Source organism: Streptomyces rishiriensis (assembly GCF_030815485.1).
GTDB classification, from domain to species: Bacteria; Actinomycetota; Actinomycetes; order Streptomycetales; family Streptomycetaceae; genus Streptomyces; species Streptomyces rishiriensis_A.
In genome coordinates this window covers 2,637,444-2,653,525 of record NZ_JAUSWV010000002.1, presented here as the reverse complement: position 1 = coordinate 2,653,525, position 16,082 = coordinate 2,637,444, and the positions used below count along the sequence as shown (strand labels likewise).

Annotated in this window: 6 protein-coding genes; 4 read left to right on the top strand and 2 right to left on the bottom strand. The window is 70.5% G+C overall.

Features of this window, described 5'->3' with window-relative positions; translation table 11 throughout:
* Positions 1-312: 312 nt before the first annotated feature.
* From QF030_RS14285 to QF030_RS14270, 4 genes are all read left to right on the top strand, one after another.
* Positions 313-2,397 (top strand): bifunctional glycosyltransferase 87/phosphatase PAP2 family protein, encoded by a 2,085-nt coding sequence (locus tag QF030_RS14285; protein ID WP_307163046.1) that lies wholly within the window; start codon positions 313-315, stop codon positions 2,395-2,397.
* Positions 2,398-2,463: 66 nt separating this feature from the next.
* Complete coding sequence (locus QF030_RS14280; protein WP_307163045.1) at positions 2,464-2,658, top strand: hypothetical protein; 195 nt, start codon at positions 2,464-2,466, stop codon at positions 2,656-2,658.
* 318 nt (positions 2,659-2,976) lie between these two features.
* Positions 2,977-6,750, top strand: coding sequence for a LamG domain-containing protein (locus QF030_RS14275; RefSeq protein WP_307167570.1), 3,774 nt, complete (start codon positions 2,977-2,979; stop codon positions 6,748-6,750).
* 108 nt (positions 6,751-6,858) lie between these two features.
* Entirely contained in the window at positions 6,859-13,389 is a 6,531-nt protein-coding gene (locus QF030_RS14270) for an RHS repeat domain-containing protein (protein WP_307163044.1), read from the top strand.
* Positions 13,390-13,394: 5 nt separating this feature from the next.
* Here the strand turns inward: QF030_RS14270 and QF030_RS14265 are convergent, their stop codons facing one another.
* The gene (locus tag QF030_RS14265) at positions 13,395-15,551 is read right to left on the bottom strand and encodes a hypothetical protein (protein WP_307163043.1); all 2,157 of its coding nucleotides are present in this window, start codon (positions 15,549-15,551) and stop codon (positions 13,395-13,397) included.
* Positions 15,548-15,988 carry a hypothetical protein gene (locus tag QF030_RS14260; protein ID WP_307163042.1) on the bottom strand — a complete coding sequence of 147 codons (441 nt, stop codon included), beginning with the start codon at positions 15,986-15,988 and terminating at the stop codon, positions 15,548-15,550. Before QF030_RS14260 ends, QF030_RS14265 begins: the two co-directional genes overlap by 4 nt.
* Between the last annotated feature and the right edge of the window lie 94 nt (positions 15,989-16,082).

Genomic DNA, 16,082 nt, shown 5'->3' with positions numbered 1-16,082 from the left:
CCGTACCCGCACTCTCCGTACCCGCCAGGGCGCATTGTGGCGGCAACGACGGTACGGCTGAAGCCCGCGTTCCGTTCGAGGCCTGTTTCAATTCCCGCCCCTCGACGGCTCCCTGACCGTCCCGCATCCCGGTCCGCGGAAACGGCGGAGCCCCGGGACCACTATCGTCTTCCGGACAAAAGGACAGCGGACGTCAGGTGAAGCAGGGGTGGCCTGCGTCTCTGTCCGGGGGCGGTGCGAGCCTCATAGGGTGCGGTAGGAGACTTCGTGCACGGGACGCGTGGGACCAACGCGGCGGGAGGCCGGCGAGGCGTGGCGAATGCGGAGCACAGCGGGCGGCCGGCGGAGGCCTTCGGGTCGACGGCGGCCGACACGACGAGGGCGCGTCTGCGAGCGGCCCGCCTCGGCCTCTGGCTGGTGGCGGCGGTCCTCGCCGTACGCCAGGTGGCCGTCGTCCTCGGCACCCCGCGCGGAGAACGGCTGACGGACCTGGAGACCTGGGTCGGACCTGACGGCGTGCTCCACGTCAACGGCTCGCTCTACGACTCCACGCGCTTCACGGGCACGCCCTTCGGCGGGCTCGTCCTCAAGCCCCTCACCCGGGCGGCCGAACAGGCCCTGGGCTGGGGCTGGACCTTCGGCACCCTGCTGCTGGTCGCCGTCCTCGGCCTCGTCGTGGCGCGTGCGCTGCCCCAGCCGGTCGGCAGACGGACGGCGCTGCTCGCCGCGCCCGTCGCGATCAGCGTGCTGATGCTGTCGCTGCCGGTGCGCAACACGCTCTGGCTCGGCCAGACCAGCATCATCCCGGTGCTGCTGGTCCTGCTCGGCTGCTTCGTCGCACGGGACTGGCGGGCGGCCGGCGCCCTGATCGGCCTGGCGGCGGCCCTCCAGCCCACCGTCCTGCTCTTCGCCGCGCTGCTGTGGTTCACCGGCCGCCGCCGCGCCGCGGCCTCCGCCGGCGCCTCGTTCGCCGCGGTCTCCGTGCTCGCCTGGGCCGCGATGCCGCACGACTCGTACACCTACTGGGTGCACCACATGGCGGGTGTCGGGCTCGGCGGCGAGGCCGACGCGCTCGCCAACCAGTCCCTGCACGGGGCCCTGCTCCGCTCCGGCCTCTCCGGCCCGCTGGAGATCGGCTTGTTCCTGTCGCTCGGCGCGGCAGTCGCCGTCCTGGGCGTCCGCCGGTCGGTCCGCTACGCCCGCGACGGCCAGCTGCTGCTGGCGGTGGCCCTCACGGGCTGTGCGGCGATCGTCGTCTCGCCCACGAGCTGGCAGCACCAGCTGCTGTGGGTCCTGCTCGCCGTGGTGGGGCGGGTCGGCAGGCGTGCCTCCGACCGCTATGTGTGGCCGGTGGCGGTGATCCTGGTGATGACCCTCCCGGCGAAGATGATGCTGCCGAACATGGCGGCCCTGTACCCGCTGCGCGACAACGCGGTGCTGCTGGCGGCGATCGCGGCGGCCACGGTCCTCCCGTTCCTGCCGCGCACCTCCCCGTACTACCGCACGCCCGTCCCGACGGAGTACGCGCGGCCGGTCCCCACCCGCTGGAAGCACGTCCCGCTGCTGCCGTTCCTGAAGCGGGTCCTGACCCGCCCCAACCTGCTCCTGGAACTCCTGCTGATCCGTGTGACGTACGCGGCGTACCAGCAGGTCCGGCTGGCGGCGACCGGCGGCTCGAACTCCGCGGGCCGGGTCCGGGCGGAAGCCCACGGACAGCAGATCCTCGACATCGAACGCTTCCTGCACATCGACATCGAGCACTGGGCCAACCACGCGGTGGTCAAGGTCGCGTGGCTGCGGGACTTCTTCGACTTCTACTACGAGTCCTTCCACTTCGTGGTGCCGCTGTCGGTCCTCGCCCTCCTGTACTGGCGCCGCCCGGTCGACTACCGCTGGGCCCGCGCCTCCCTGGGCTTCGCGACCCTGCTGGCCCTGGTCGGCTTCTGGCTCTACCCGCTGGCCCCGCCCCGCCTGATGCCGGACCTGGGCGTCATCGACACCGTCCACGGCGTCCAGGACTTCTCCAAGCCGGACTACGGGACGCTGACGGCGCTGACCAACCAGTACGCGGCGATGCCGTCCCTGCACTTCGGCTGGTCCCTGTGGTGCGGGCTGGTCATCGCGATCGTCGCCCCGAAGTGGTGGATGAAGGCGCTGGGCCTGCTGCACCCGTTCTTCACGGTGTCGGCGATCGTGGCGACCGGCAACCACTGGGTGCTGGACGCGGTCGGCGGCGCGCTGGTGGTGGGCGGCGGCTTCGGCCTGTCGTACCTCTTCATGGGGCCGCGGGCACGGTTCGCGACGGCGACGGCGACGGCGGTGACGGCGGTGACGGCGGACCGGGCCGTCGAGGCCGCGGCGCCCGGTGTGCCGGAGAAGGACCCGGCACCCAGGTGATCACTCTTCCCGGGCATCGGCCCGACCGGCACAGTGGGACAGACAGCGGCTGGATACGGGGGGACCATGACTGATCGCGACTGGAACGACGACAGTGACTACCGCGACGCGGTGCGGCGGGGCGAACGCGCGGAACGCGCCGGGTGGATGGCGATCGCCGGCGCGACCGGCCTGATCGGCCTCGTGCTGATCGTCCTGGCCGTCGTCTGCGTGCTCGCGGCCATCGCGGGCCTCTACGTGGTGATGGCTGTCAATCGCTGAGGATTTTCTCCCTTTCCTCTTTCTTTCATCTCTCTTTCCTCTCGTGCTTTGCGCGCACGCTGATGAGTCGGCAGCGCATTTCCCAAGGGGCAGTTGACCGGCTTTGGTGTGTCAAGTGGCCATTGCGCACAGCGATATTTCCTTGACGCTGGGTGAAACAGGGGTTTGAATTCGCTTACTTTTTCGAGATCTTCTGACTCTGGGGGGCGGAGTTCAGTGCTTTCGGCACGGGGTGGACCAGGCGCGTTCGGACGCCGTAGACACGGCAGACGCAGGGGGACGGGAGCGACGACGGCCGCGTTGGCCGTGTTGCTGGGGATGCTGGCGTTGCCCGCGCAGCAGGCTGCGGCAGCTTCCCCGGAGGCGGATCCCGCGGCCCTGACGGAGGGTCAGCAGGCGCTGGCCGAGGCGGAGGAGTCCGGTCAGCGGGTGGAGGTGACGGGGGAGCGTACGGACCGGACCACGGTCTACGCCAATCCCGACGGGTTCACCTTCACGCTGGAGCAGTCGGCGGTTCCGATACGCGTGGCCAGGGCGGGCGGTGGCTGGCAGGCGCCGGACGCGACCCTGGAAAAACGTTCCGATGGTTCGGTGGGGCCGAAGGCCGCCGCCGTGTCGATCGCGTTCTCGGCGGGGGGCGACAAGGCGCCGCTGGCGCGGATCGAGGACCAGGGCAACTCGCTGGAACTGGAATGGCCGGAAAAGCTTCCGGCCCCGCGATTGGATGGCTCGAGCGCCGTATATGCGGAGGTGCTGCCGGGTGTCGATCTGCGAGTGACGGCGACGCCGGAGAGTTTCCAGCCGGTGTTCGTGGTGAAGACACCCGAGGCGGCGGCGAACGAGGAGCTGAAGAAGCTCACCTTCGGGCTGAAGGCTCAGGGGCTGGACGTCCGCGAGGGTGCGGCGGGCAACCTCGCGGCCGTCGACGGCAGTGGTCGCACGGTGTTCAAGGCGCCGCCGGCGCGGATGTGGGACTCGGCCGGTGAGGCTGCCGTGACGCCGGAGACCTCGAAGGCGGCCGAGACGCCGAAGGCGCCGGAAACGCCGGAGACGCCGGAGACGCCGGAGACGCCGAAGGCCGACGGGACGCCAGACACTGCTGTGACGCCGGAGACGGCAGAGACCCCAGAAGCCGCCGAGACCGCGGAGACGTCGGAGACCGCCGGGGCTCAGCCCCAGTCGGTGCGGGCGCAGGTGCTCGGCGAGGAGCCGGTGGAGTCGTCCGACCCCGCCGAGGTGGCGCCGTCCGGTTCGGGTCTGGAGCCCGGTCAGGGTGACAAGGTCGCGAAGATGGACGTGGCGGTCACCAAGGACTCGCTGTCCGTCGTCCCGGACACGGAGATGCTCACCGAGACCGACGCCTCCGCCTTTCCGCTCTTCATCGACCCGACGGTGACGTGGGGCGAGTCGGAGCGCACCTTGCTGCGCAGCGACGGCTACGAGTCGTACGGCTGGAGCAACGGCGACGACGACCAGGGCAAGGGTGCGGGCAAGTGCGGTACCTGGAACGGCTATTACTGCGGTCCGGGGTATGTGCAGAAGCTGTACTTCGAGTTCTCCCCGGCGAGCCTGAAGGGGAAGAAGGTTCTGGACGCGACGTTCCGGGTGACGGAGCCGTGGGCGTTCCAGTGTGACCCGCGCTGGGTGGACCTGGTCCGCACGAACAACATCTCCTCCGCGACCACGTGGTCCTCGCGGCCGTCGGAACTGGATCTGATGGTCGACCGGAACGTCTCGGCCGGCCGGGGCTCGCTGTGCGACCCGGACGCGCCGGACGCGCCGATCGAGTTCAACGACAACCCTGACGAGACGAACGAGAACCTCACCTCGACGGTGTCGAACTTCGCCGCGGGCAAGTTCTCCCGGCTGACGCTGGAGATCAAGGCGCACGACGAGTCCGACCCGTCGGCCTGGAAGCGCTTCAAGAACGACGCCGTACTCGCCGTGAACTTCGTCGGCCTGCCCGACAAGCCGAGCGCCGTCGGCATCGTCACCGGCTCCGGCACCGTCTGCGAGACCGCCGAGAGCGACCCGGCGGTCGTCTCCGACCCCACTCCGGCGCTGGCCGCGACCGCGCAGACCAAGCCCGGCGGTGAGAAGGACGCCCAGCTGCGGATCGCCTACGACCTCGACAGCAAGAGCGGCAGCACCTGGGTGGACACCACGCCGGGCAACGGCGACGCACGTCCCTCGACCGGCTACGTCGGTGACAACACCAAGGTGACGCTGACCTGGTCCACCCTCACGGACGGCACGCTCTACCGGTACCGGAGCTGGGTACGGTCGTACTACAACGGCGGCGCCAGCAATCTGGCGGGCCCGTCGAACGCCACCACCACCGGCTGGTGCTACTTCAAGGTGGACTCCAGCGCGCCCAAGGCGCCCAGCATCACCGTCGGCAGCCCCTACACGGCGTGCACGGCCAACGACTGCACCGCTCACGGCGGCCCGGCGGTGAAGGGCACCTTCAAGTTCGCGCCCGCCACCGGCGACACCAACGTCGCGTATCAGTACAAGCTCTCCTCGACGGCCGCGTGGTCGCCGGATCAGAAGGGGGCTTCCGTGTCGGTGGGCATCACGCCCACGAAGGCGGGCACGTACCGCCTGTACGTGCGGGCCAAGGACAACGTGTCCCGCTACGGTGCGCAGTCCGTCGTCGACTTCGTGGTCGCCGACGGTGAGAAGCCGGTCGGCCAGTGGCAGTTCGGGGAGGCCGACGGAACGGCGGTGGACTCCGCGACGTGGGACGGCGCGGACAACGCGACCCCGGGCGGCGCTGCGGTCCGCGACGACCGCGGCCGTCGCGGTCTGATCACCCGTGACGCCGCCGGTGTGCCGCTGGCGACGCCGGTGACGGACAAGGGGCTGGCACTCGACGGCAGCACCGGCTATGCGGCCACGGCCGGCACGGTGCTGGACACGGCGGGGTCCTACACGGTCGCCGCCTGGGTACGGGTCGACCCGGCCTCCACGAAGACCGTCACGGTCCTCAGTCAGTCCGCTGCGACGACGAGCCCGTTCACCAAGAAGTACAGCCCGTTCATCATCTCCTACGGCGGCAAGTGGAGCATGCGCGTGCTGGGCACGGACGGTGCCTTCCACGAGGCGGCGGCACCGAACGCGTCACCCAAGGGGGTGTGGACGTATGTGGCCGGTGTCCATGACGCCGTTGCCAAGAAGGTCCACCTCTACGTGAACGGCACGCTTCAGGCCTCGGTCGACGCGGGGACCGCCTGGCACGCGGACGGCGCGTTCCAGATCGGCCGCCTGCTGTACGCGGACACCTACGTGGACTACTTCAAGGGCAGCATCGACGAGCCCACGGCGTGGCAGCGGGCCCTGTCCCCGGAGGAGATCGCGGACGACGCACGGGCGCTGACGTCGCAGGGGTACGCCGGGGTGGAGCTGGTCGCCGACTGGTCGGCCGACCGGGGTTCCGGCACCGCGATCGCGGACACCACCTCGGGCTACGGCCGGTCGCTGACCCTCGGCGGCGGTGCCTCGCTGAACGGCGAGTCGATCGTGCTGGACGGCGTGGACGACGCGGCCACGGCGGCGGGTCCGGTGGTGGACGACACGGGGTCGTTCACGGTCACGACGCTGGCGTCCCTGGATGCCACCGCGCTCGCCGGCAAGAGCGTCGGCTACACCGGCCAGGTGGTGGGGCAGCGGACGGCCGACGGGTCGGCCTGGGGCTTCTGGTACGAGCTGACGGACAAGCAGACCGTGCTGGACGAGGAGACCCTGGAGGAGAAGACGGTGCCGGTGGGCTTCTGGCGCTTCGGCCGGCTCAACGCCGACGGCACGTTCAGCGCGGTGGCGTCCGACGAGGCCGCGATGGTGGACGGCACGGTCAGGATGACCGGCGTCTTCAACGCCCAGGACGGCACGATCGGCCTCTACCTGGGAGCCGTGCAGAACGGTGACGACCAGGCGTTCACGGCCAAGATCGGCTCGGGCGACCTCGCGGTCGGCAAGGACTTCGCCGGCAACACGTGGGGGCACTACCTGCCCGGACGCGTCGCGGATGTTCGCCTGTGGGCGGGTGCGATGGCCGGATCCGAGCAGATCGAAGAGACCGTAGGCGACTGACGGGGAGGGGCAGGGGCGGCTCGCTCGGCGGGCTGCCCCTGCCCCTGCTTTCTGGCTACCGCTCCGAACCTCTCAGAACTCTTTCGACACGACCGGGGGAACAAGACCATGATCTTTGGCAGGAGCACCTCACATACGCGAGGGGGTGGGGCCGCCCGGCACCGCTTCGGCCGGCTGCTGGTGCAGTCGCTGGCCCTCGCGCTCGTCGCACCTCTGGGCGCGGCGCAGCTGGCCCAGGCCGCGGAGACCTCCGGCCCGGGGCGGCCTGAAGTACCCAAGTCCCGGGTGAGCAAGGTCGAGACGGTCGACGGCCTCGGCGCGAAGGAAGCCCGGCGACGGGTCGCCCAGGAGAAGAAGGCCAACAAGGCCCAGGCCGATCGGGCCCGTACGGAGCAGAAGGCGGTCTGGCCCGGAGAGGGCGAGGCGAAGCTCTCCCTCACGGGCGGCAGGGCGGGGAAGGCCGAACCGGGCGGAGTACCGGTCACCTTGGAGCCGCCGCCCGGGGACAAGGCCGCGGCGGCGGGCACGGCGCGTGTCACCGTGCTGGATCAGACGGCAGCGCGCGCGGCAGGCGTCGCGGGTGTACTGCTGACCGCCGCGGCGGACACCGCCGGCAAGGCCGAAGTGAGCGTGGACTACAGCGGATTCTCCTCGGCCCTGGGTGGCGGCTGGTCGCAGCGGCTGCGTCTGGTGCAGCTTCCCGCGTGCGCCCTGACGACCCCCGAGAAGAGCGAGTGCCGCACCCAGCGTCCGCTCGCGTCGGACAACGACCTCACGCACCGGTCGGTCTCGGCGCAGGTGGGCATCGCCGAGTCCGCGGACGGTGCGTCGACCCAGCTCATGAAGGCCGCGGGCAGCGCGGCCCCGGCCGCCACCGTGCTGGCCGTCACCGCCACCGCGGCCGGGTCCGGGGAGTCGCCCAAGGGCACCGGCAACTACTCGGCCACCCCGCTGTCGGACTCCTCGTCCTGGGAGTCGGGCGGCAGTTCGGGCGCGTTCACCTGGTCGTACGACTTCACGCTGCCGCCCGCGGCGGCGGGCCCGCTGCCGCCGCTGTCCCTGTCGTACGACTCGGGCAGCGTCGACGGCCGCACGGCCACGTCCAACAACCAGGGCACCTCGGTCGGTGAGGGTTTCGGGCTCACCGAGTCCTACATCGAGCGCACCTACGGCTCGTGCGACGAGGACGGCCACGAGGACATCTCGGACCTCTGCTGGAAGTACGACAACGCCCGTCTGGTGCTGAACGGCAAGTCGACGCGGCTGGTCAAGGACGACGACGACGGTCAGTGGCGGCTGGAGGGCGACGACGCCTCGAAGGTCACCCGGTCCACCGGCGCGGACAACGGCGACGACAACGGCGAGTACTGGACCGTCGTCACCGGCGACGGCACGAAGTACGTCTTCGGTCAGAACAAGCTGGACGGCGCGGACGCCCAGCGCACCAACTCCACGGCGACGGTGCCGGTGTTCGGCGACGACTCGGGCGAGCCGGGCTACTCCGCGGGCGACGCGTTCGGCGACCGCTCGCTCACGCAGGCCTGGCGGTGGAGCCTCGACTACGTCGAGGACCTGCGGGGCAACGCGGCCACCTACTGGTACACGAAGGAATCGAACTACTACAAGAAGAACAAGGCCGAGACGGCCGACGCCGCCTACACGCGAGGCGGCTACCTGAACCGGATCGAGTACGGCCTGCGCAAGGGGGCCCTGTTCACCGACAAGGCGGACGCCAAGGTCACCTTCGGCTACGCCGAGCGCTGCACCGCGTCGGACTGCTCCTCCCTGACCAAGGACACCGCCGACAACTGGCCGGACGTTCCCTTCGACGCGATCTGCGCCAAGGACGACGACGAGTGCAAGGCCGTCGGCCCGGCCTTCTTCTCCCGTAAGCGGCTGACCGGGATCGACACCTTCTCCTACAACGCCACCTCCGCCGCCTACGACGCGGTGGACTCCTGGGACCTGGTCGAGCAGTACCTGGACGGCGGGGACATCGGCGACAGTTCCGACCAGGTGCTCACCCTGAAGTCGCTCGAGCGGACCGCGAAGGCGGGAGCCACGAGCGTCGCGCTGAACCCGGTCTCGTTCACCTACCAGATGCGGTCGAACCGCGTGGACGGCACCGACGACATCCTGCCCCTGACCCGGCCGCGGATCTCCACCGTCGTCTCGGAGACCGGTGCGATCACGACGGTGACGCTGTCGGCGGCGGAGTGCGTGCGCAGCCAGGTGCTGGGCGCGGCCCCGGACACCAACACCCGTTCGTGCTATCCGCAGTTCTGGCACATCAACGGTGGCGAGGACGCCTCGATCGACTGGTTCCAGAAGTACCGGGTGCTGGCCGTCGGCGTGTCCGACCCGACCGGCGGCAACGAGGCGGTCGAGCACGCGTACTCCTACAGCGGTGCCGCCTGGCACTACGGCGACGACCCGTTCGCGCCGAAGGACGAACGGACCTGGTCGGAGTGGCGCGGCTACGCCCAGGTGACCGCCTGGACCGGCGCGACGGGCGTGACCCGCTCCCGCACGGTCTCCCTCTACCTCCAGGGCATGGACGGTGACAAGAAGAGCGACGGCACCGCCAAGTCCGTCTCCGTCGCCCCCCTGTCGACGCCCGCTCTCGGAGCCGCCGCCCTCACCGACAGCGACCCGTATGCGGGGCAGTTGCGCGAGCAGGTCACCTACGACGGCTCCACCGCCGTCTCGGCGACGGTGAACGACCCCTGGTCCCAGGAGACCGCCCGCCAGAGCGTGTCCGGCGCCGGCGACCACGTCGCCCGCTTCGTCCGCCCGCAGAAGGTGCACAGCTACACCTACCTGACGGCCTCGCAGACCTGGCGCGAACGCCTGACGAACACGTCCTACGACAGCTACGGCATGCCCGTCACGGTCGACGACTCCGGGCAGGTCGGCAAGGCCTCGGACGAGACCTGCACCCGCACCTGGTACGCCCGCAACGCCGACATCGGCCTCATCGGCCTGACCTCCCGCACCCGCACGGTCGCCCGCAGCTGCGCGACCGCGGACGCATCGCTCGCGCTGCCCGCGACGATGAACCCGGCCGCGCCCGAGCGGGGCAGTGTGCTCTCCGACGTCGGCACCGTCTACGACACCGCGAACGCCACCACCTGGTCGGCGACCCAGAAACCCACCAAGGGCCTGGCGACCTGGACCGGCCGTCCCACCGGCTACACCACGGCCGCCGACGCGGCCGGCGACCGACTCCCGTCCGGCTGGCAGACGGCCACCACCACGACGTACGACACCCTGGGCCGCACTCTCAAGGTCACCGACGCGGTGGGGAACCCCACCAGCACCGCCTACACGCCCGTCGACGCGGGGCCGCTGACCAAGACCGTCACCACGGACGCCAAGACGTACAACACGGTCACCTTCCTCGACCCGCGTCGCGCGGTGCCGCTGCGCACCTATGACGTGAGCCTCAAGAAGACCGAGATGGCCTACGACGCCCTCGGCCGGCTGACCGACGTATGGCTGCCGAACCGGACGAGCGGCAGCCAGGCACCCAACCAGAAGTACGCCTACCACACGGACAACGCCAAGCCGTCCTGGGTGTCGACCTCGACCCTGAAGAAGGACGGCGAGACCTACAAGACCACCTACACGCTCTACGACGCGCTCCTGCGCCCCCTCCAGACCCAGTCGCCCACCCCCGAGGGCGGCCGGCTGCTGACGGACACCCGCTACGACACGCGGGGTCTGGCCTACGAGACGTACGCCGACATCTTCGACACCACGAGCACGCCCAACGGCACGTACACGCGGGCCGAGTACGGCGAGGCGCCCCAGCAGACGGAGACGGTGTTCGACGGGGCGGGCCGCGCGACGACCAGCACCCTGTACACGTACGGCATCAAGAAGTGGGCCACCACCACCGGTTACACGGGTGACTCGGCCGCGACCACGGCCCTGGAGGGCGGTTCGGCACAGCGCACGATCACCGACGTCCGCGGCCAGGTGACGGAGACCCGCGAGTACGCGAGCACGAGCCCGGCCGACGCCGCCTACGGCGGCAGCGCCGGCGCCTCGTACACGTCCACCAAGACGGACTTCGCCCTGGACGGCAAGAGACTGACGCTCACCGGCCCCGACGGCGCCAAGTGGTCCTACGTCTACGACCTGTTCGGCCGTGAGGGCATCAGCACCGACCCGGACAAGGGCGTGACGCTCACCGAGTTCGACGCCCTCGGCCGTCCGGTCAGAACGGCGGACGCACGCGGCACGGCCGTCGTGACCGACTACGACGTGCTGGGCCGGACCATCGGTACCTGGAAGAACTCCAAGACGGAAGCCAACCAGCTCACCGGTTTCGTCTACGACACCCTCGTCAAGGGCCAGCTCACCTCTTCCACCCGCTACGTGAACGGCAAGGCAGGCGCGGCCTACACACAGTCCATCACCGCCTACGACAGCCTGAACCGCCCCACGGGCACCCAGCTGGAGCTGCCGGACAGCGACCCGTTCGTGAAGGCGGGCGCGTCCGCCACGCTGGCGTACGAGACGGAGTACAACGTCGACGGCAGCAAGAAGCTCAGCCGTGAGCCGGCCGTGGGCGGCCTGTCGTCCGAGATCGTCGAATACGGATACGACGCCGTCGGTGACGTCACCTCGGTGGGCGGTGCGACCGGCTACCTGCTGGACGTGGACTACTCGGCGCTCGCACAGCCGCAGCAGCTGACACTGGGCACCGGCGGCACCGGCAACAAGAGCGTGTACGTGGGCCACACCTATGAGGAGGGCACCGGCCGCCTGACGAACAGTCATGTCACCGACCAGACACACGGTTACATGCTCCAGGACCTCACCTACACCTACGACCAGACCGGCAACGTCACCGCGATCAGCGACCCGACCCTCCTGGGCGGCACCGGCTCCGCGGACACCCAGTGCTTCACCTACGACGGTCACCAGCGCCTGACCGAGGCCTGGACGCCCGCCTCACAGAAGTGCGCCGACACCAGGAGCGCGTCGAGCCTGTCGGGCCCGGCCCCGTACTGGTCGAGCTACTCCTACAACGCCGCGGGCCAGCGGACCGGCGAGACGGTCCACAAGAGCACCGGCGACACGAAGACGACGTACTGCTACCCCACCACCCTCACCGCCCAGCCGCACACCCTGACCGGCACCACGACCAAGACCGACTGCGCCACCCCGGAGCGCTCCTACGACTACGACAAGTCCGGCAACACCTGGCACCGGCCCGGAGCGAGCGGAACCCAGACCCTGGAGTGGTCGCCCGACGGCAAGTTGAGCAGGCTCACCGAGGGCGGCGTGGCGACCGACTACCTCTACACCACGGACGGCACCCTGCTGATCCGCAGCACACAGAACGGCGAGCGCATCCTGTACACCGGCGCCACCGAACTCCACCTCCGCGCCAACGGCACCACCTGGGCGCAGCGTTACTACGGCGCCGAGGAACTGACGGTCGCCGTCCGCTCCAACCAGTCGGGCACCAACAAGCTCACCTACCTCACGGGTGACCAGCACCGGACCTCGACGCTGGCGCTCAACCCGGACGCCGGCCAGACCTTCACCAAGCGCTACACCACCCCGTTCGGCGCCGACCGCGGCACGACACTGAACGGCCCCTGGCCGGACGACAAGGGCTTCCTCGGCAAGACACGGGACGCCACGTCGGGCCTGACCCACATCGGCGCCCGTGAATACGACGCGTCCATCGGGCAGTTCATCAGCGTCGACCCGCTCCTGGAAACCGGCGAACTCCAAAGCCTCAACGGCTACACGTACGCGGTGCAGAACCCGCTCACCCACAGCGACCCCACCGGCCTGGGCCTCGCCTGCGGCGGCAACGGCGACGACACGCCCTGTCCGACCCGCCCGGACGGTACCCCCGGCAACGGGCGTCCCAACGAAGCCGTCGACTATTCCAAGCCGCAGACGCCCCACCCGTGCAACAGCAACTGCGGCACGGCCAGCGGCGACACGTGGACGCGACAGGACGAGTTGGGCCGTCGGGCCGCGGCCGCCTACCGCGAGCAGCTGGTCCTCAACCCGGAGGTCATCCTCAACCCGAACGCCACCCAGCTCACGGCCATGTGGTTCATGGGTGCCACTCCGTCCGCCTACTACTTCGACGCGAACGACAAGATGACCCAGGCCGTCCAGGACCACATCTGGATGCAGGTCGTGCGCACCTTCCTCTCGCACCGCACGCACACGAAGATAGGGCAGACCATCAAGGGGCTCGACTACAAGACCAAGTACGGCGCGGCCATGAACGATCTCCCCCTCAAGGGAATGATGGCGGGCGAGGTGTCCGACGCCCTCATGCAGCTCGCCGGTGACAACGACCGGGACACGGCGGCGGGCGCGACCCGCGCGGTACTCGGCTCCTTCAACATGAAGGCGACCGTGACCGGCTACAACAGGCTGAACCGGCGCGGAACGGTGCAGTTCGAGATCACCCAGAAGATGACCGTCGAGTCGCTGACCCGTGGAGTGTCGAAGGAAGGGTACGAGAGCGGAGCGAAGGACCCGATGGCGTCGGGCATCTCCAACACCGCCCGCGCGGCCTTCCCCGGCGGCCAGAAGCCGTTGTCGATGACGTTCCGATGGACCGAGACCGTTCCGATGGCGGCGCCCGGCCGGTGAGCTGATCACTCCGGCGCGCTTCTCGCGGCCAGCCGCTCCTGGAGCCGTGCGTGCCGGAACTGGTAGACGGGGCCCGTCGCCCGCAGCAGGTTGCGGCGACGGGCGTCCTCCAGGAAGCGCATCAACCGTACGGGGGTGCCTTTCTCGAAGTGGAGCTGTACGGCGGTGAGGGCGGTGGCGACGGCCAGGTTGCCGGCGAGGACCGATGCGGCGCCGGTCCACAGGGCGGCCGTCAGCGCGAACATCGCTCCGAGGAGCGGGTACTGCGTCCAGGCGATGATCGGGCCGATGTACAGCGCGAGGGCGAATCCGGTCAGCAGCCCCAGGAAGAGCCGCAGCCCTATGTGGTGTCGCCACACGTCCACCGGGCCCACTGACCGGGTGTCCACCACCTGGGGCCGGTCGAACCCCTTCCGTACCTTGTCGTAGCCACGGCCCGAGCCGGCGGAGAGGAACGGGGTGCCGGAGAGGATCTTGTGTCCTCGGCCTGTCACCAGCAGCTCGGAGAAGCCGATGGGCAGCGTCACCAGGTACAGCAGCCAGATCGGCGGGCCGGGGTCGAAGACCAGCGGCAGCAGGACGCAGAGCCCGGTACCCACGAAAAGCCACTGCCCGATGCCGGACCGGACCGTGTCCGGGGTGAAGATGTCGCGCCAGCCGGCACTCGACAGCGGCTGCGGCTCGCTGAACTCCGCGACCCGGCGGGCGACGCCGTAGCCGCCCCCGATCGCGGACAGGACACTGATCACGGCCACCAGCGGAGTCGGGTACAGACTCCAGGCCATGACCGTGCCGGGCGGCCCGCACACGACCGTGGAGACGATCCATACGGCGATCAGCCGCGGCCGGTGGCCCGTCCAGCCGGAAGTGTGCCACCAGCGCAGATCGTGGACACCCTCCTGGGTGAGCCGGCCGGCGAGGTACCGGAGCGTGCGTTCGGCCGTCCTGGCGGAGTAGCGCGGACGGGGGTGCCCGGGGCGCCGGATGTACGCGGCGACGACCGCGTGATCGAGAAGGTGGTTCTCGATGGCCGCCGCAGTGGGGAAGAGGGCGGTGTCGAGCAGTTCGTCGACGGGGTCGTCGTCACCGTAGACGTCGCGGACCAGGGCGATGGCGAGCGGACCGGCGAGCGCGGCGGCGAGCGGTCCGGCGGCGAACGGGTCGGTCTCCGCGAGAAGCCGCCCGGTGAGCTCCTGCCAGGCGCGGGACGGCGCGGAGGGCAGCCGGTTCAGCAGATACCCGGCGGCGTCGGCCGGCCGCACCGGCTGGATCTCCACCGCCAGAGCGCCGCCCAGCCGGGCCTTCTTCGCGGTGAGCACCGCTTCCCTGGCCCGCGACACCAGCACCAGCCGGAACGGCGCCGTCTCCAGCGCGCTGACCATGGCCCCGCGCAGCTTGCCGGTGACCTCGTCGAGGCCGTCGAGGAAGAGGGAGATCCGTCCCTGCTCGAGCAGCCGCCGCGCGCGGGCGCGCCCGCCCCGGCCGTGGAACAGCGTGTACTCGCGGGTGAGCCGGTCGGCGGCCCACTCGGTGACAGTGTCCTCGCCGGGGTTCCACCCGTCGAGGGAGAGCAGCACGGGGACGGGCACGCGGGCCCGGTCCGCGGGTACGCCCTGCGCGGCCCGATGGGCGAGCGCGTCGAGGAGCAGCAACACGGCCGCAGCGGTCTTGCCCGCGGCCGGCGCCCCGACGAGCAGCAGCCGCCCGGAGGCCAACCCGCCGTACACGGCGTGGAGTTCGGACAGCCCACCGCCGTCGCGAAGCAGCGCCCGGGTAGTCGGCCCGAGCCCCGGCAACGGCCCGAACCGCGCCCGTCCCGCACCCTCCCCGGTCGCCCCGACGACCCGACCCGCCACCTTCCGCTCACTCACCCGCCACCGCACGGGCAGCGGCGCGGGCTCGAGCAGCCGCCGCAGCCCGGCCTCCTCCTGCCACTGGGCGCCGACGACACGGGCGAATTCGTCGGCGGTGGTGTCGAGCGGGTCCCCGGTGGCGGGAGCGGTGTGGGTGACGTGGTGATGGACGTTCTGGGTGTTGTGGTCACCGACCTGGAACGCGGCGGGCCCGTGGAAGGCGTTGCCGGAGACGGAGTTCGCGTGGCGCGGGCCTCTGTCGCCGGGGTCCGACTCGGTGCTGCCGGTCTCGGGACGGGGGTCGCTCATCCGCCGGACCCGAAGTGGTTCTCCTGCCGGTTGTGATCACCGGTCTGGACGGCGGTGGGCCCGTGAAAGGTGTTCCCGCTGACGGCGCCGCCCTGCGGCCCGTCATCTGCCCCGAACTCCTTGGTCAGCCGGACGAGTTGCTCGACGAGCCGGTCCCGCTCCTCCTGCGCGAGGGCCTCCAGCAGCGAGGCGAACTCCCGTTGCCACAGCACCGCGTGCACGGCCCGCACCCGCTCCCGCTCACCCTCGTCGACGGCGCCGAGCACGGCCGCGGTCCGATCGAGCCGGTCCAGCGCCTCACGCTCGGCGTCGGCGTCCCCTCGCCCGACGAGCCGAGCGCACCGCACCCGGAACCAGGCCCAGCTGTCCGCCCCGGCCGACTGCACGACGGCCATTCCCCCACCGGCCGCAGCCGCGGTCAACGCTTCGCTCAGCATGTCCGGTCCCTCCCCGTGGACGCCCCGGCCCGCTGAGTGCGCGCACGGGACAAAAGGCATGCTACAGACGGCAATTGGGGCTGACAGAGCGTTC